18 protein-coding genes and 1 riboswitch are annotated in these 15,262 nt (G+C 38.9%); of the genes, 7 read left to right on the top strand and 11 right to left on the bottom strand.

Annotated features, from left to right (window positions below):
• The first annotated feature begins 90 nt into the window (after positions 1 to 90).
• Positions 91 to 288, top strand: a complete 198-nt coding sequence (locus tag M0R79_RS01385; RefSeq protein WP_248416737.1) for a helix-turn-helix transcriptional regulator — start codon at positions 91 to 93, stop codon at positions 286 to 288.
• A 1-nt stretch (position 289) separates the two neighbouring features.
• On the opposite strand, the gene M0R79_RS01380 is transcribed toward M0R79_RS01385, so the two are convergent.
• The 5 genes from M0R79_RS01380 to thiW form a co-directional block, all read right to left on the bottom strand.
• Positions 290 to 967 carry a LytR/AlgR family response regulator transcription factor gene (locus M0R79_RS01380; protein WP_248416738.1) on the bottom strand — a complete coding sequence of 226 codons (678 nt, stop codon included), beginning with the start codon at positions 965 to 967 and terminating at the stop codon, positions 290 to 292.
• A gap of 8 nt (positions 968 to 975) precedes the next feature.
• Entirely contained in the window at positions 976 to 1,380 is a 405-nt protein-coding gene (locus M0R79_RS01375) for a helix-turn-helix domain-containing protein (protein WP_248416739.1), read from the bottom strand.
• Positions 1,381 to 1,472: 92 nt separating this feature from the next.
• The gene (locus M0R79_RS01370; RefSeq protein ID WP_259560791.1) at positions 1,473 to 1,655 is read right to left on the bottom strand and encodes a hypothetical protein; all 183 of its coding nucleotides are present in this window, start codon (positions 1,653 to 1,655) and stop codon (positions 1,473 to 1,475) included.
• The gene (locus M0R79_RS01365) at positions 1,645 to 2,049 is read right to left on the bottom strand and encodes a sigma-70 family RNA polymerase sigma factor (RefSeq protein ID WP_248416740.1); all 405 of its coding nucleotides are present in this window, start codon (positions 2,047 to 2,049) and stop codon (positions 1,645 to 1,647) included. Before M0R79_RS01365 ends, M0R79_RS01370 begins: the two co-directional genes overlap by 11 nt.
• Before the next feature lie 191 nt (positions 2,050 to 2,240).
• Complete coding sequence (thiW, locus tag M0R79_RS01360) at positions 2,241 to 2,756, bottom strand: energy coupling factor transporter S component ThiW (protein ID WP_259560787.1); 516 nt, start codon at positions 2,754 to 2,756, stop codon at positions 2,241 to 2,243.
• A 119-nt stretch (positions 2,757 to 2,875) separates the two neighbouring features.
• Positions 2,876 to 2,971, bottom strand: a riboswitch (TPP riboswitch).
• A 310-nt stretch (positions 2,972 to 3,281) separates the two neighbouring features.
• Here thiW and M0R79_RS01355 point away from each other — a divergent pair.
• From M0R79_RS01355 to thiE, 6 genes are read left to right on the top strand one after another with little or no spacing between them, the layout of a single operon-like run.
• Positions 3,282 to 4,025 (top strand): ABC transporter ATP-binding protein, encoded by a 744-nt coding sequence (locus M0R79_RS01355; RefSeq protein WP_248416741.1) that lies wholly within the window; start codon positions 3,282 to 3,284, stop codon positions 4,023 to 4,025.
• A complete protein-coding gene (locus M0R79_RS01350) occupies positions 4,018 to 4,797 on the top strand; it encodes an ABC transporter permease (RefSeq protein ID WP_248416742.1) in 780 nt (259 codons plus the stop codon). The genes M0R79_RS01355 and M0R79_RS01350 overlap by 8 nt, the downstream gene beginning before the upstream one ends.
• A complete protein-coding gene (locus tag M0R79_RS01345; RefSeq protein ID WP_248416743.1) occupies positions 4,794 to 5,798 on the top strand; it encodes an ABC transporter substrate-binding protein in 1,005 nt (334 codons plus the stop codon). The genes M0R79_RS01350 and M0R79_RS01345 overlap by 4 nt, the downstream gene beginning before the upstream one ends.
• 36 nt (positions 5,799 to 5,834) lie before the next feature.
• On the top strand, positions 5,835 to 6,650 hold the full coding sequence (gene thiM / locus M0R79_RS01340) for a hydroxyethylthiazole kinase (RefSeq protein ID WP_248416744.1): 816 nt from the start codon (positions 5,835 to 5,837) through the stop codon (positions 6,648 to 6,650).
• Positions 6,651 to 6,665: 15 nt separating this feature from the next.
• Positions 6,666 to 7,535 carry a bifunctional hydroxymethylpyrimidine kinase/phosphomethylpyrimidine kinase gene (thiD, locus tag M0R79_RS01335; RefSeq protein ID WP_248416745.1) on the top strand — a complete coding sequence of 290 codons (870 nt, stop codon included), beginning with the start codon at positions 6,666 to 6,668 and terminating at the stop codon, positions 7,533 to 7,535.
• Positions 7,519 to 8,214 (top strand): thiamine phosphate synthase, encoded by a 696-nt coding sequence (thiE, locus tag M0R79_RS01330; RefSeq protein WP_248416746.1) that lies wholly within the window; start codon positions 7,519 to 7,521, stop codon positions 8,212 to 8,214. Before thiD ends, thiE begins: the two co-directional genes overlap by 17 nt.
• A 295-nt stretch (positions 8,215 to 8,509) precedes the next feature.
• On the opposite strand, the gene pta is transcribed toward thiE, so the two are convergent.
• From pta to M0R79_RS01300, 6 genes are all read right to left on the bottom strand, one after another.
• Positions 8,510 to 9,496 (bottom strand): phosphate acetyltransferase, encoded by a 987-nt coding sequence (gene pta / locus M0R79_RS01325; RefSeq protein WP_248416747.1) that lies wholly within the window; start codon positions 9,494 to 9,496, stop codon positions 8,510 to 8,512.
• A 152-nt stretch (positions 9,497 to 9,648) separates the two neighbouring features.
• Positions 9,649 to 10,740 (bottom strand): PTS transporter subunit EIIC, encoded by a 1,092-nt coding sequence (locus M0R79_RS01320; RefSeq protein WP_248416748.1) that lies wholly within the window; start codon positions 10,738 to 10,740, stop codon positions 9,649 to 9,651.
• Between the two features lie 34 nt (positions 10,741 to 10,774).
• A complete protein-coding gene (locus M0R79_RS01315) occupies positions 10,775 to 12,097 on the bottom strand; it encodes a CehA/McbA family metallohydrolase (protein WP_248416749.1) in 1,323 nt (440 codons plus the stop codon).
• Between the two features lie 13 nt (positions 12,098 to 12,110).
• Positions 12,111 to 12,965, bottom strand: a complete 855-nt coding sequence (locus M0R79_RS01310; protein ID WP_248416750.1) for a carbohydrate ABC transporter permease — start codon at positions 12,963 to 12,965, stop codon at positions 12,111 to 12,113.
• Positions 12,965 to 13,855, bottom strand: coding sequence for an ABC transporter permease subunit (locus M0R79_RS01305; protein WP_248416751.1), 891 nt, complete (start codon positions 13,853 to 13,855; stop codon positions 12,965 to 12,967). Before M0R79_RS01305 ends, M0R79_RS01310 begins: the two co-directional genes overlap by 1 nt.
• A 35-nt stretch (positions 13,856 to 13,890) precedes the next feature.
• On the bottom strand, positions 13,891 to 15,261 hold the full coding sequence (locus M0R79_RS01300; RefSeq protein WP_248416752.1) for an extracellular solute-binding protein: 1,371 nt from the start codon (positions 15,259 to 15,261) through the stop codon (positions 13,891 to 13,893).
• Between the last annotated feature and the right edge of the window lies 1 nt (position 15,262).

Below are 15,262 nucleotides of genomic sequence, written 5' to 3'. Positions count from 1 at the left end.
ATGACAAAATTTGTTGTATTTATGACAAGATCTCTTATTTCACGGCAAAAAGACCTTATGCTTGGCTTAAATTCCAAGAAAGAAGGTTTTATGATGAAATTTATTGGTAAAAAAATACGCGCTCAACGCGCGTTAACTCAAAAAGATATTTATACCGGACTTTGTTCTAGACGGCAATACTCTCGGATTGAGAATGGTTATAGTTTGCCCTCAGTCTATTTACTCTATTATCTTGCCAAACGTTTCGGTCTAAGTATGGAAGACCTCCTAGAAGTAGAAGATTCCTGATTTAAATTCCAAATAGATAGGCTACCCGTTCTAAAAATTCTTGACGTCGACTCTGACTTATTGGCAAGGTTATGCGTTCATGATTCAATTCCAGACGGACCGATTTGGCATCAAATTCGTTGATATATTGCCCATTTATTAAATAGGATTGATGACTACGAATGAAATTGGGATGAAATTTCCTAATGTCTCCTTCGATGTCATCCAATTGACCATAAAATCGATGCGTCTCTCCTTGTGAACAATATAAATAGATTAATCTTTGTTTACTTTCAAAATATACAATTTGCTTCAGTACAATTCGGTAAACGCGTTGCTGTGATTTAAAATAAAAATAAGGACGTTTGTTTTCAATCAATTGAATAGCTTGATATACGGCTTCTTCCAATAGATTGTATTTGATGGGTTTCTCAAAAAATCGAAACGTGCCGAACTGAAACAAATCAGACATATAATGATTCCAGGCTGAGACGAATATGATTAAGGGTACATTGGGATATTCGATGATGACTCGAGCAACTTTAATGCCGCAAACTTCCTCCATATCAATATCAAGAAATAAAAGTTCGTATAAGCACTCACTTTTAGGATGCTGTTCGAAAGCACGGATAAGCCCTGAACCATCAAAGAAAATATCTATCTCAAAATCGATATTCTGTCGTTCAGCAATAAAGAGCAAATACCTCTCTAGTTCTCCTGTAAATATTTGATCATCATCGCAAATGGCAATTCTGATTCACCATCACCTTTTTCTTTTTCTGCTTCCTCTAATCTTTTAATGATAGTACGTATTGTCTTCTGATCAATCTTATTTAAATGAGTATATGATGAAATAATCTCATTGTATTCGTTCATTATTTTCTCCTCGGTCAGCATGTCACGAATTTCTGTTCGACCGTATATGTAATCAATACTCACTTTAAAGAAATCCGCCAACTTGATTAAGAGATCATAGGGGATATCGCTTGTACCTGTTTCTATTTTGCTGACAGTTTGTTGAGAAACATTCAAATAGCCTGCAAGTTTTTCTTGTAATAGATTTTTCTCAATGCGTAGCTCTTTGATTCTCTTACCAGGTTGATTTGCTACCATAAGATTATTCACCCCTTTAAGAGATAATCTTACTTTAACAAACATGCGATAATATTCTTAATCATTGTATGGGTACGCTTATTCATTGTATTTCATTGATGACATGCGTAATGATAATGAACAATTCTGACACAAAGAATGCGATATTCTTGTAGGAAATCATCTTGCCAGTCTAAGGGTACCCCCCTTAAATGCTTAAGGAAAAGTGGTTCGAGACGCCATAAAATATAAATATAATCTAAATTTTCAAATGCTTGCAATAATTTAAGATCCATCTTGCTCACTCGCCAATTCTCTTAATTGTTTGATTGCCCTACTTTGAATACGACTGACTGCTCCATGACTGATGTTTAATAACTGAGCAATTTCTTTCTGTGACAAATCACACACAAATCCGTACCAGAGAACTTTCTGTTGTTTGATGGTTAGAGCTTTTAACGCTTCAATCAACCTACCATCTTCTAGCACTTGCTCCCAATCCAAACAAGCGTGCTTTAATGGATTTGTTCCCTGATTAGCTTTTTGCTCCGATTGATTCAAACTTGCAATCGACATGTGTTCATGTTTTTGGTACTGGCGTATTAGATCTAGTTTTTTATAGTATATTTTCAGCTGAATATATTTTAAAACTCGATACGCCTTTGACCAATTTAGCTTTCTCTCTTTCACTCTTGTTTTCTCCTATCTTCTTATGCCCTAGTGTGATCAACTCCTTCTGCCTGTAGTTTCTCATAGTTCTATGATCGATATAAGTGACACTTTCTTCCCAGCACAAAAAAACTCCAGCGCCAATTCATTCATCCGTGTCTTTATACAGGATTTAAAATATTGGTCTGGAGTTTTCGAGGTAAGATAACTTGTTACTGATTTAAATGAAAGAGCCTTTGTATTTGTTTGAATTTAGGAATCTTGGATAGTTGTTGATAAATCAGATGGGCCGCTACACTTCCCATCAGACTAGCACCGACAAAACGTGGAGTATACACCCACCAAAATAGGCCGGATTTGGTTCCCGTAAACCAAACCATGACGGGGTAAGATAATAAGCTCCCTATCAAACCGGTGCCAATAATTTCACCGAGCGCCGCCCAGAGGATATGCTGATGACGCTGAAAGAGAGTACCGGCCAAATACGCACCAAAGACGGCACCTGTCAAAGCCAAAGGTGGAATCCCTAATAAAATCATGCGAATGATGCCGCAAAGTAAAGCCATCAGCAAAGTATAAGGCCCACCCATCAAGCTCGCGGCTAAGATATTCATCACACTGGACATCGGTGCCATGCCCTCAATACGGAGAATCGGTGAAAGAATGACATCTAACGCAATCATGATGGCTAAGAATAAATGTTTAGTGAGTCGCTGATTAGTATTCATCCTGCCACCTCTTAACTCGGTCTACAAATTTATTTAAATTAAACATTGATTCGCTTCCTTTCTTTCCCTATGATTGACAATCTCGTTTCGGAAGCGATGAAACTTATCAGTAGAACACAAATAAGTCATTGGCGCTTCCCTCCGGCGGTATCAACCGAATCAGGTTCTAAGGGTCGATTGCTCTCTCAGCCTCCATGGCACCCCTAGCGCTCTACTGATTTTATCAGAAGTTTTGAATATTGTAAAAAAACTTTGAACCTTGTTCTAGCAGTTTTTAATCCGCTTTCAGCAGATTATTTGCTATCTGTTGAATCTTCGTCTAAAATATGGCTGATTCAATAAATAAAATATCAACTAGGGGAGCCACAATAGTGTGCTGAGAGTAGGTGTTATTCCTAGACCCTCAACCTGACGTAGATAATCCTACCGCAGGGAATGTCCGTAAAGGCCTGGCGACTTGCTAGGTGCTTTATGCTCTCTTTTAGTCTCCGCTAGGGGGCTATTTTTTTATGGAGGGAGTGCGATATGCTACAAATAAGAAATTTAGATTTTAGTTTTCACCAAAATTCGTCGCGGCCAATTTTTAAGCAGTTAAATCTTGACTTGCCCGAGGGTGAGTTTATTAGTCTGGTCGGTAAAAGCGGTTCCGGTAAATCAACCCTATTTAAGTTGATCAGTCAACAATATCAAGCAGATCAAGGCGAGATTACTTTCCGTGGCCGACCGGTTGCCGTGAGTGATCTGGCTTATATGCCTCAAAAGGATTTACTCCTACCGTGGGCCAATATCTTAGATAATGTCTGTCTTTCAGCCAAGCTAGGGCCTCGCCGTCCTATTCCTCGTGAACGGGCCTTGGCCTGGTTAGCTAAAGCAGGATTAGCCGATGATGCTTACGCTCTACCGAGTCAGTTGTCCGGTGGCATGCGACAACGGGCTGCCTTTGTCCGCACTATCTTAGCCAATCGCGAGATTCTGCTATTGGATGAGCCTTTTGGGGCGCTCGATAGCTTTACCCAGCAAGAGATGCAAACGTGGTTGTTAGAAATCTGGCAAGAATTGAAACAGACCGTCTTGATGATTACCCATAATTTGGAAGAAGCTGTTCTCTTAAGTAATCGCGTCTATGTGCTCCAGCCTTTCAAAGCTAATCAAGAGGCGCAAATTCAATGCTTTCAGATAGACTTGCCCAAAAATCGCCAGATGGATATACGTTATCATCCTGATTTTATTGCCTATAAACATCAAATTGAGGAGGCTATCTATGGATAAGTTACGTAGATGGATTGACCGCTATTGGCCTTTCGCCTTAATCTGTCTGATTTTATGTGTGGGGGGAGAAATCTTGGTCGACCGCGGGCTGGTGCCTGATTTTATTATTCCTAAACCAAGTCAAGTTTGGCATAACCTAGTCGACCAAGGCCCTGTTCTGTTGGATCACGCTAAACTGACCCTCGCTGAAGTCGGCCTAGGTCTGGTCTTCTCAATTGGTTTAGGGATTCTGATTGGGGTTTTGCTATATTATTCTCGTTTTATGGAGCGTGCCTTCTATCCTTTCGTGCTGATTTCGCAGACGATTCCGACCATTGCCTTGTCGCCAATTTTCGTGCTTTGGTTCGGCTATGAAATCTGGACTAAGGTGGCGATTATTTTCTTAATTACCTTTTTCCCGATTGTGGTGGCTGTCTTCGATGGGCTGAAACGAACCGACTCAGAATATTTAGAACTCTTCCGGGTGATGGAAGCCAGTCGTTGGCAACGCTTCTATTATTTACAATGGCCGATGGCCTTACCAGGAATCTATTCTGGTATTAAATTAGCGGTAATTTATTCACTGATTGGGGCGGTTATTGGCGAATGGCTGGGCGGAAATGCCGGTCTAGGTTATTATATCCGCCGCATGTCGAGTTCGATTAAAGCTGAAGGGGTCTTCGCCGGAATCATTGCTTTGTCAGTCATGGGGATTGTCTTATTTAATTTAGTAACCCTGTTGGAAAATCATTCACTCAAATATCTTAATCAAGAAAGAAGGAAAGATCGATGAAATTAATGAAAAAATTACGTAATGTCCTTATTATTGGCCTACTAACTTTGCTGGTCTTACCGACTCAACTTAACTTATCTGCAGGAGCTAAAGAAGACTTGCACGATTTCAATCTGATGTTGGATTGGTATCCCAATGCCAATCACATCCCGATCTATGTAGCCCTGGCTGAAGGTTATTTCGAAGAAGAAGGCTTAAACCTCACCATCTCCATGCCCGCCGAAGTGGATGACCCGATTAAATTAGCTGGAGCCGGACAAACCGACTTAGCCATTTCTTATCCGGCGGTATTGATTCAAGCAGTTGCCGAAGATGTACCAGTTAAGGCTGTGGCTTCGCTGGTTCAAGGTCGCTTAGATGCCATTATCTATAAGCAAGAAAGTGGTATCCAATCGCCAAAAGATTTAGCCGGTAAGCGCATCGGTTACTCAACGACCACCATCTCAGAGAATATTGTGGAAGCGATGATGACCTATGATGGAGCCAATTATGAGGATACTCAGATGGTCAATGTCGGCTGGGATCTGATTCCCGCTCTAGCTACCGACAAGGTTGATGCCTTGATTGGGGCCTATCTAAACCATGAATATTTATTGCTTCAGGCAGAAGGTTATCAAATGGATTACTTTGATTTTGCTGATTATGGAGTTCCCGACGCGGATGAATTAATCTTCGTGGCTGGAGATCGAGCCATTGAAAATAAGCCTGAAGACATTCAAGCCTTTATGCGAGCATTACGACGTGGTTTCCAGACTGCTATCGATGATCCTGATCAAGCCTTGCAGACGATTCTGGACAAACAAGAGAATGCCTATGTTCTAGACCCCGAGATTGAACAAGCATCTTGGGAGCGACTACAAGAAGATATGGTCAAGAAGGCCGATTTTGGTCAAATTAATCCCGACTTGTATCAAGCGTTCGCTGATTTTCTCTATCAACATGGTTCAATTCAACGAGCTCTCAAAGCCGAAGACTTAGTCAAATTGCTCGATGAAGAATAATCTAGCTGATGATTTAGCAAAAAAGGATATGATGACATGAAGCTGACTTATGCTCAAATTCTACAGCAATTACGGCAGGAACGTCCCTTAATTCATTGCATTTCCAATCAGATTGCCAGCCACTTCCAAGCCAATGCACTCTTAGCCCTAGGTTGTTCGCCGATTATGACTGATGAAGCGGAGGGGGCAGCCGAGATTGCTCAACAAGCCCAAGCCCTCCTCGTGAATCTCGGCTCGCCTTTATACGCTGGTAAATTAAAGGCGATGAAACAATCTTTACAAATCAGTGAAGAACGGCAAACAGTCAGAGTCTTGGATCCGGTTGGGATTGCCTCCATTCCCTATCGCTATCAGATAGCCCAGGATTTATTAGCTCAGCATAAATTTACTGCCATCCGAGCTAACTATGCCGAGATTGGCCGGTTAGGCCAGAAGTCTTTGGCCAGTAAAGGGATTGATAGTCTCCAATCTTCTGAATCGATGGCTCAAATTTGTAGAGAAGTCGCACTGAAGTATCAAACCTTAGTCATTGCCACGGGGCCGCGCGATTTTATCACTGATGGTCTGACGCTATATTATCATGACCATGGCCATTCGTTGTTAAGTCAGATTACCGGGACTGGCTGTGTGGCCTCTAGTATCCTAACCGCCTTTCTATCGTTAGAAGCAGGGGCCGAAATTGGCGGTCAAGCCATGGCTTACTATGCTTGGTGTGGCCAAGCGGCTAGCTTAGCAGTTGATGGTCCCGGTTATTTAGAAAACGAGTTGATCAACCAACTCTATCACCATAGTCAAGGTAAGCAAGCGGACAATCTTGATTCAATGATTACTCTAGAAACTCAGACATTTTAAAGAAAGGAGAATAAGATGCACTCAGTACAATCAGCAAAACACCCCGTAGTCTTGACCATTGCGGGTACCGATCCTTCAGGCGGCGCTGGCATTCAGGCTGACTTAAAGACCTTCATGTCTTTAGCCGGTTTTGGAACGTCAGCGATTACTGCGGTCGTCGACCAAAACACGATGGGGGTAAAGTCGATCCACCCAATTCCTCATGAGATGGTACGCGAGCAAATTCAATCCGTCGCTGAAGATTTACCGGTACGCGCGGTGAAGACCGGCATGCTCCATGATAGTCAATTGATTCAAACCGTCAGCCAGGCCCTCCGCGATTTTAATTTGAGCCAAAATCTAGTGGTCGATCCAGTCATGGTAGCCAAAGGAGGCGCCTCACTCTTACTCGAAGAAGCTCAGGAAAGTTTACGTCAATCTTTAATTCCCCTAGCCCGAATTGTAACGCCAAATCTCCCTGAAGCTGAAGTGCTTGCCAGAATGACAATCAGGAATCCCCAAGAACGCCTACAAGCGGCTCAAGCTATTCTAGACTTAGGTGCCCAAGCTGTTGTCATTAAGGGGGGCCATCGTTATTCGGCCAGTCAAGATGCGGAAGATTTCTATCTGGACCAAAGTGGTCGATCTTTCACCTTAAGTTGTCCTCGTGTTGAGACCCAGCATACTCATGGAACTGGCTGCACCTACTCAGCTGCGCTAGCTACTTTCCTAGCTCACGGCTATGACTTAGACCAAGCTATGGTATCCGCCAAAGCCTATATTCATGCAGCGATTTCTCAGACTCTGGGTCTTGGCCACGGCCATGGACCAACCAATCACTGGGCTTTCCAAGAAAACCCACAACACTATATTCCGCAGGTGATGATTCATGAATTCAAACACTAGAGCTTTTAAACGTACCTCTCCGGATCAAGCTTTTCCTATTTATTTAATCTTAGGCAGCCAGAATTTCCCGAATCAAACGAAAAATCAACAAATGCGATCGTTTATCGACTGCTTAGACCAGGCTGGTCAAGCGGGTATTTCATATTTCCAATTCCGCGATAAAGACCATAGTCAGCTCACACCGTCAGAACGTGAGCAATTAGCCCGTGAAGCTCAGGTCATCTGCCGTCACTATCAGATTCCTTTAATCATTGACGATGACCTCGATTTAATGGAAAGAATAGATGCGGATGGAATCCATATTGGTCAAGACGATTTATCCGCCTCATTCGTCCGCCAAAGATTAGATATCCAACACATTCTTGGTCTTTCCGCCCACACTCGCGACCAAGTTCACGCTGCCATTGAAGCAGGGGCAGATTATGTCGGTTCAGGCCCTATCTTCCCCACTCAAACCAAGGTCAATGTGCGCCCCGCCATTGGTCTTGAACAATGGCGCGAACTGCAATCCCTTGACCCGAGCTTCCCAATTTTTGCCATTGGCGGGATTCACGAAAATAACGTTGACCAAGTGAAGGCCAGGCAAGCCGATGCTATCTGCGTGATCTCTGCGATAAGTCAGTCAACAGATATCGCCAGAACCGTGGCCAAGTTGAAGGCTCCGTTGACAAGAGAATAAGTCCAAGTCTTGAATGACGGTAGGTTGTTAAAAGTCTAATTCTGCTACAAGAGCTATCAATAAGTTATGACTTCAAACTCAAATTTAGCCCATAAAAAAACTCAGCGAATATTTATTCCCAGACCAGCATTCATCGCGGTCAGGTAAATATTCGCTGAGTTTTTGTTGATTCATTGGTTTGACTTTTGGCTGATTGGTGATAAGTGACTTAGTTAACTGTTTTGAAATACCTGATCTTATTTGATTTCTTCAAAATCATTGGCTCATCACCACATCAGCTTGATTCGAAAGGATATTATCCTTGTAGCAAAGCTTGGTTGGCCGTAATAATCGCAGCCTTATAAACATCCTCTTCATTACATCCCCGAGATAAGTCGGTTACCGGTTTAGCCATACCTTGTAAGATTGGGCCTAAGGCTTGATAACCTCCTAAACGTTGAGCAATCTTATAACCAATGTTACCTGATTGGATTTCAGGGAAGATAAAGACTGTCGCTTGACCTGCTACGGGTGAGCCTGGAGCTTTCGCTTGACCTACCACATCGCTAATCGCCGCATCAAATTGTAATTCCCCATCAAGAACTAATTCAGGTGCTTTTTCTTTAGCTAATTTAGTCGCTTCAACAACTTTGTCTACTTCTGGTGAAGAAGCTGAGCCCTTGGTTGAGAAGCTCAACAAAGCAACTTTAGGATCGATATTGAAGATTTCAGCGGTCTTAGCAGATTCAATGGCAATCTCAGCCAATTGTTCAGCGGTTGGATTAATATTAATCGCACAGTCACCGAAAACATATTTTTGTTCGTCTTCATTCTCAGGAACTAAGATAAAGACTCCACTGGTTGATGAAACACCAGCTCGTGTTTTAATAATTTGTAGGGCGGGTTTAACGGTTGAACCCGTTGATTGTGTAGCTCCAGCAACCAAACCATCAGCTAAGTCTAGGTAGACTAACATGGTGGCAAAATACATCTTATCTTTAAGAATTTCTTGAGCTTGTTCAACGGTTGCCTTCCCTTTACGGCGTTCAACAAAGGCTTCCACCATGCTATCAAATTGTTCGTAATGGTTAGGATCAAGCAATTCAATACCTTCAATAGACTTTCCGAGTTCTTGGGCGGTCGCTTTAATTTCCTCAGGATTTCCCACCAAAATTGGATCTAATAATTGATCTTCTTTTAAACGTACGACAGCGGCTAATACACGCGCATCATGTCCTTCCGGAAATACCAGACGTTTCCCTTTCCCTTTAATTGTCGCGGATAAATCTTCAAACAGTCCCATGCTATACATTCCTCCATTTATTAATCTGCATGTGTGTTACATGTCCATCAAAAACTTTACCACTCTTGCTCGAATTTGTACATGCTTTTGCCTCAACTATAAGACTTACTTAACTACCCTAAATCATGCTTATTGACTTTAATCGATAATAATTAACTCATTTGATTATTATCGTGAATTTGCTTTAAAATTTGTCGATACATCAGTGCATTTAACATAGCCCCTAATAAAATAATACATACCCAATAATAAGAAGAAAAATGCGGACCTGAAGTCACTCCAACAACCGCTCCCAATGGGGAACCAATACCGCCAAAAAATTGAATTTTAAAAAAACCAATAAATCCTCCTACACAAGCCGATGACAGTGTGTTAGCTAAAATTAATTTAGGATATTTAATAATAAATGGTATTCCACCTTCTGAAATACCTAGAAAGCCCATCAACAGAGCAGAATTACCGAGTATCTTTTCTTGCTGAGAAAAAAGATTCTTGAATAACAACGAGGCTATACCAAGCCCAAGAGGGGCAACTGATATTGATGAAGCAGTAACCGCTTGAGGAATAGCGTTAACTCCCCCGATTCCATATTGATTCATCGTATCGATAAATATTGCCGAGGAAACCAAACTTGCTGTCTTATTTATCGGCCCTCCTAAATCAAAGCCAACCATTCCTCCAAGTATTATTCCATAAACCACGGGAGCATACTCATACTGCCTGGTCAGGTAATTCATAGAAGCATACAAGAATTCAACCATGGTTGGGAGAGGTTTCCCAATTATAAAATAAATGATCAAAAAAACAAAAAAAGTTAGACATAAAGGTGCTATCAAATACTCCATTAATGGCAAGAGGAATTTAGGCAAATTGAATCGGTCAATAAATTTTGCTAAAAATCCCGTTATTATTCCAACAAGTATGGCACCTATAAACCCCGCACCAGAGCTTGTTCCTAAAAAATCAGCGGAATTCACCAAATATCCACCGATAAATGCTGGAATCAAAGCGTATTTTCCACCAATTCCTTTTGCAAAATACATACAAAACAATGGTATCATCAAATCAAAACCGACTTGCCCTACTTCATACAGTTTTTTAAAAAATTCACCTGCATCAGCAGATATTAAATTCCAGTCTAAATATTGCAACTCGGCATCCATACTAAATGCACTAGCATTTGCGATAGCCAAAAATAGACCAGACAAGACAGTCAAAGGTACAATTTTACTAATCGCAAACATCAATGAATTTCCTATCAAATCTATTGCCTTCTTATTACACATATTCCTTTTCCCCGGATTCAAAATATATAGGGTTACTAATGAGTATAGGTAATTGATTACTTATTATTTCTTGATTAACAATTGACCCATATATTTCAATTCGCATAAATTTTGAAGAACCACTGTTAATATAAATATTTTTGGATACCTCATTTGTCTGCACAATGTACTCTATTTTTTGATCTTCCAGAATTATTATTATTTTTTGTCCTTTTTTAAGATGAGTGAAATATAAATGTACCATTGTTTCTAGGGGATATGTTTCTCCACAAATAACATTCGATTGTTCAAAATCAATTTCGGGTCCATTTACTGTATAAGTGATGAAAGAGTTCCCCTTAATGAGCGCCTCAAGGATATCTTTCTGATTATAGCTATAAGAATAGATATTCGTCGTAGGGCATCCAAGCATCCTGAATAACTCAAACGAATGAAAATCACTTCCCCCAGTAACAGATATCTTTCTTCCTTTCATTAACTGCTCATGCCACCATAATTGAGCTTCAAAATTTGATTGTAAATGCGTGCCCCCGTTCCATACTTCAATAGCATCAAATGGCAAATCCAGGCCCGAAAGCCAAGGACAGTCAACACAAAACGGATGATTAATTATAAATTTTGCTCCTTTACTTTGACCTCTTTTAATAAAATCTGAGGTATCTTGAAAACTTTCCGTATCAAATGATCCACTAAAGGGCTGATTTATTCCCCAGAAATTTCCATGTCCCTGGTATCGTGTCCATTCAACACCGGGGATCAATGTAAAATCATTTGTAGAAAATCTTTCAGTCTGATTATTGAAATTATTGTGATCTGTAATTATTAAATAGTCCAGACCGATATTTTTAGCTACATCTACTAATAAATGAAGTGGCAACTTACCATCAGAAGCTGTCGAATGGGTATGTGTGTCTCCTTTTAATAACTTTCGAACTTTACTTTCTTGAATGAACTCATAAGTAACATTGATTCCATCTAAAGGAACTTTGTAAGCACCAAGAATGATATTCCATTCGCCCATCATTACTTTTGGATTTATAAATCCTACTGATGACTGATTCTGAGAGAAAAATAAAGAAGAACGATTAGAACCTGATGACCCTAAATACTGTTGGTTTGGTCCTTGTATGGAAAAATCTATAATACTGACATTCTCTTCTAATATTTTATCGTCTTGAATTTCTTTTGAAACTTTCAAGTAATCGTAACTGATAGTTATTTTTTCAATATCATTTTTTATAAAAAAGGGGATTTTTATATATTCTCCTTCTTGATCGTGTGACACAAAATAGGTGATTTTTTCAATATATTTCATAATTATTCTCCAATCATCCTTTGACTGAACCTAACGTCATTCCAGTGATTAAATATCGTTGAGCGACTAGATAAGCCAAAATGAGAGGGATGGTTGATATTACAATCGCGGCCATAATGGCATTAGGCGGAACAAAATCTGTCCCTGAAACAGATGAACTATTAAATACTAGGGATTTTAATATTAAAGGTAAGGTATATTTCTTTTGATCAGTAATAATTGTTACAGGAATCATTAAACTATTCCATTTTGATATGAATGCTATAAAAGAAACCGTAGCGATTCCCGGTTTAGACATGGGAAGACATATTTTTCTAAAAATTTTTAATTCACTCGCACGATCAATTTTGGCTGCTTCAAATACCGATTCTGGAATGGATTGAAAATAATTTTTTAACAAGAGAATACTAAATCCAGAAACAAGGCCATTAATGATAAGGCCCCGATAGGTATTGATGAAGCCAAGATTTTTATTCAATGTATAGATGGAAACCAAGGTCAATTCTCCCGGAATCATCATCGTAACCATGATAAAACTTAAAATAAGTGTTCTAAAAGGCAAATCTTTTTTTAAAAGAATAAAAGCGGCGATTGCTGAAAATAATGTTTGTAGACCTGAGCCAATGGTTGAAACAAATATAGAATTTAGTAAGGGTCGCCACAAGTTTTCTTTTTGCCATATATACCGAAAACCTTCGAAAGAAAAATCTATTGGCCATAAAGATATACCAGGTAACATGGATGCTTTATTACTAGAAAAGGCAATTGATAAAATGTTAATCATAGGTAGAATCATTGATAAAAACAATAATAATAACATGAAATAATTTAATATTTTAATTGGAAGGAATAATTGATTTCTTCTCATTATAAATCCTCCCTTAAAAGATATCTCACAATAAAAATAATAATCATCGTCAATAATAAGACGATTACTGATCCAGCAGTAGCAATACCAATATTAAATCGACTAATTCCGTTTTCAAATATGTACAAGATAGGTGTTCTAATTTTTTGAATAATAGCTGGGTTCCCCATAACATAAACTTGGTCAAAATTTGTAAAGAGTCCCATCAAACCAAGAATAAACACAGTTGCCATAGTAGGTTTTAAATCTGGAATAATTATTTTTTTAATTTGTTTTAAACGAGAAGCCGAGTCAATTTGTGCCGCTTCAAATAGATTTGGATTAATAGCTACAATACTTGCTAAAAACAGTATAGCCATATAGCCAATTCCCTTCCATGCCCCTGTTAAAATCATGATTAATTGAGCTAAGTCATCCTCCGTCATAAATAGAATTGTCTTGCTATCAAAAAATCCTCTTATCGTATTTACAAAACCATTCGGACCTAAAATATTAATCCAAATTCCACCCACCACGGTCCAAGAAAATAAATGAGGTAAATAAGAAGTGGTCTGGATTATTCTTTTTATTTTGGACTCTTTTAATTCATTGATTCCTAAGGCGACTATCAAAGAAGACGCGAAAGTTAATAATAGAGTTCCAATCCCAATGATAAAACCATTGATTATTGATGAAATAAAGGATTTATCCTTCATAATCTCTAGATAATTTTGCCACCCTACCCATTCACTTGTTCCCATTAACTTTACTTTTTGAAAACTCTGAACGATTCCCATAAATAAAGGGAGATAGGAAAAAATGAAAAAATATAATAGTACTGGTAATAATAAAAGGTACACAAACCGATACTTCTTTATTAATTTCCAAGTTTTCTTTTTATGTTGGTTCATTGTTTTATCTCCCTCTATCTGTGAATAATATTTCTTTATTCTTCAATAACTCCGGCATCTAAGAGAGCTTGTTGCATTTCTTTTAAACCAGTATCTACATCCACGTCTCCACGAATTATCTCCACTGCCTTTTGTGCTACAATTTCATTATATTTTGCTGATTCTGGCAAAAAGGATTCAGTTGAAGCAAAAGTCAACAGTTTCATAGCATCATCAACACCTGGATTATGAGGTAAAGGAGCTTCAAATTTTTCAGAAATTGGGAAGGGAGCTCCATGATCTTTACCATGACTTTCCCCTACTTCAGTTAATTTATATTTCCCATCTTCAATAACATAGTCATATCCTTCAGCTCCTAATGATAATAAAATTCCACCTTCTTGAGTCGCAAAAGTTTCCAATACTTTAATAGCACCTTCAACATTATCACTTGTAGCAGGAATTCCCCAAAGTGAAGCTCCTCCTCTAGTCAACATATACTTTCCATCTGAGTTTTTAGTACCACCCAAAGGCACCGCCTCAAATTTATCTGGATAATCGGCACCAGCATTTGAATTATATAAACCTGTCCATGCTGCCCAATCGACCACTACTCCCGTCTGATTAGCACCAAACTTTTCTCGTAATTCTTTAGTAGTATCCGTTAAAGAACTAGGGTCCATTAACTCTTCTTGATATAACCTACGAAGCCATTCCCACACAGGTTTTGCTTCTTGACTAGCTATTGGTGCAGTGCGCTTTCCCGCTTCGTTAATAACTATTCCAGTTTTAATATCTTGAGAAGCAAACCAAGGTTGTAAATCAAATAAGTTACTAATTACAGCATTGTATGGATAAAAATTGTCAATATCAGTAACTTTATCTTTCATTTCTTTAAATAGTTTATAATATCCATCTAAGGTTTCTTCGGATAGGCCTTCTATCTTATACTTTTTTAACAAAGTTTGGTTAAGGTTAACAACCCGATGAATTTCTTTTTTATTAAAACCAGCATATAATTTACCATCTATGGTAATGTTGTCCCATTCTGATTGTGAAATGACTTCTGGGTCAGAAAGAATCTCCGAGTTTTTAACATAGTCGGTAATATCTAATAAAGCACCCTGTTCAACAAGATCATTTAATTGATCCTGATTGAAATAGATTAAATCGAGTCCTTCACCACCATTTGATAATTTTTGAAGAACTACCGTATTATAGTCTTCTGCTGGTTTTTCAATATTAACTTTTAGTCCAGTAAGTTCTTCTAATTTTTGATTAAAAGCTTTCGCATCTTCTTCATCTTTTCCTCCAGTAACGCTAGTTAGAATATCTACTGTATTATTTTCTTGCGCAATTACAGCCGAAGGACTTATCAATAAGTTTGTTAAAGTAAGGGTAAGCATTGACAATTTTATCAATTTCATA

Origin of the sequence: Ignavigranum ruoffiae (assembly GCF_023195815.2) — a bacterium.
Lineage (GTDB): Bacteria > Bacillota > Bacilli > Lactobacillales > Aerococcaceae > Ignavigranum > Ignavigranum ruoffiae.
Note: the sequence above shows the minus strand (reverse complement) of the source record. Positions and strands in the feature narration are given on the sequence as shown.

Coding starts and splice junctions, on each gene's coding strand:
- thiD (WP_248416745.1), top strand. CDS start 6,666: ATGCACTCAGTACAATCAGCAAAACACCCCGTAGTCTTGACCATTGCG.
- M0R79_RS01310 (WP_248416750.1), bottom strand. CDS start 12,965: ATGAGAAGAAATCAATTATTCCTTCCAATTAAAATATTAAATTATTTC.
- M0R79_RS01370 (WP_259560791.1), bottom strand. CDS start 1,655: ATGGATCTTAAATTATTGCAAGCATTTGAAAATTTAGATTATATTTAT.
- M0R79_RS01315 (WP_248416749.1), bottom strand. CDS start 12,097: ATGAAATATATTGAAAAAATCACCTATTTTGTGTCACACGATCAAGAA.
- M0R79_RS01355 (WP_248416741.1), top strand. CDS start 3,282: ATGCTACAAATAAGAAATTTAGATTTTAGTTTTCACCAAAATTCGTCG.
- M0R79_RS01375 (WP_248416739.1), bottom strand. CDS start 1,380: ATGGTAGCAAATCAACCTGGTAAGAGAATCAAAGAGCTACGCATTGAG.
- pta (WP_248416747.1), bottom strand. CDS start 9,496: ATGGGACTGTTTGAAGATTTATCCGCGACAATTAAAGGGAAAGGGAAA.
- thiW (WP_259560787.1), bottom strand. CDS start 2,756: ATGAATACTAATCAGCGACTCACTAAACATTTATTCTTAGCCATCATG.
- M0R79_RS01350 (WP_248416742.1), top strand. CDS start 4,018: ATGGATAAGTTACGTAGATGGATTGACCGCTATTGGCCTTTCGCCTTA.
- M0R79_RS01305 (WP_248416751.1), bottom strand. CDS start 13,855: ATGAACCAACATAAAAAGAAAACTTGGAAATTAATAAAGAAGTATCGG.
- M0R79_RS01320 (WP_248416748.1), bottom strand. CDS start 10,740: ATGTTTGCGATTAGTAAAATTGTACCTTTGACTGTCTTGTCTGGTCTA.
- M0R79_RS01345 (WP_248416743.1), top strand. CDS start 4,794: ATGAAATTAATGAAAAAATTACGTAATGTCCTTATTATTGGCCTACTA.
- thiM (WP_248416744.1), top strand. CDS start 5,835: ATGAAGCTGACTTATGCTCAAATTCTACAGCAATTACGGCAGGAACGT.
- M0R79_RS01300 (WP_248416752.1), bottom strand. CDS start 15,261: ATGAAATTGATAAAATTGTCAATGCTTACCCTTACTTTAACAAACTTA.
- M0R79_RS01385 (WP_248416737.1), top strand. CDS start 91: ATGATGAAATTTATTGGTAAAAAAATACGCGCTCAACGCGCGTTAACT.
- thiE (WP_248416746.1), top strand. CDS start 7,519: ATGAATTCAAACACTAGAGCTTTTAAACGTACCTCTCCGGATCAAGCT.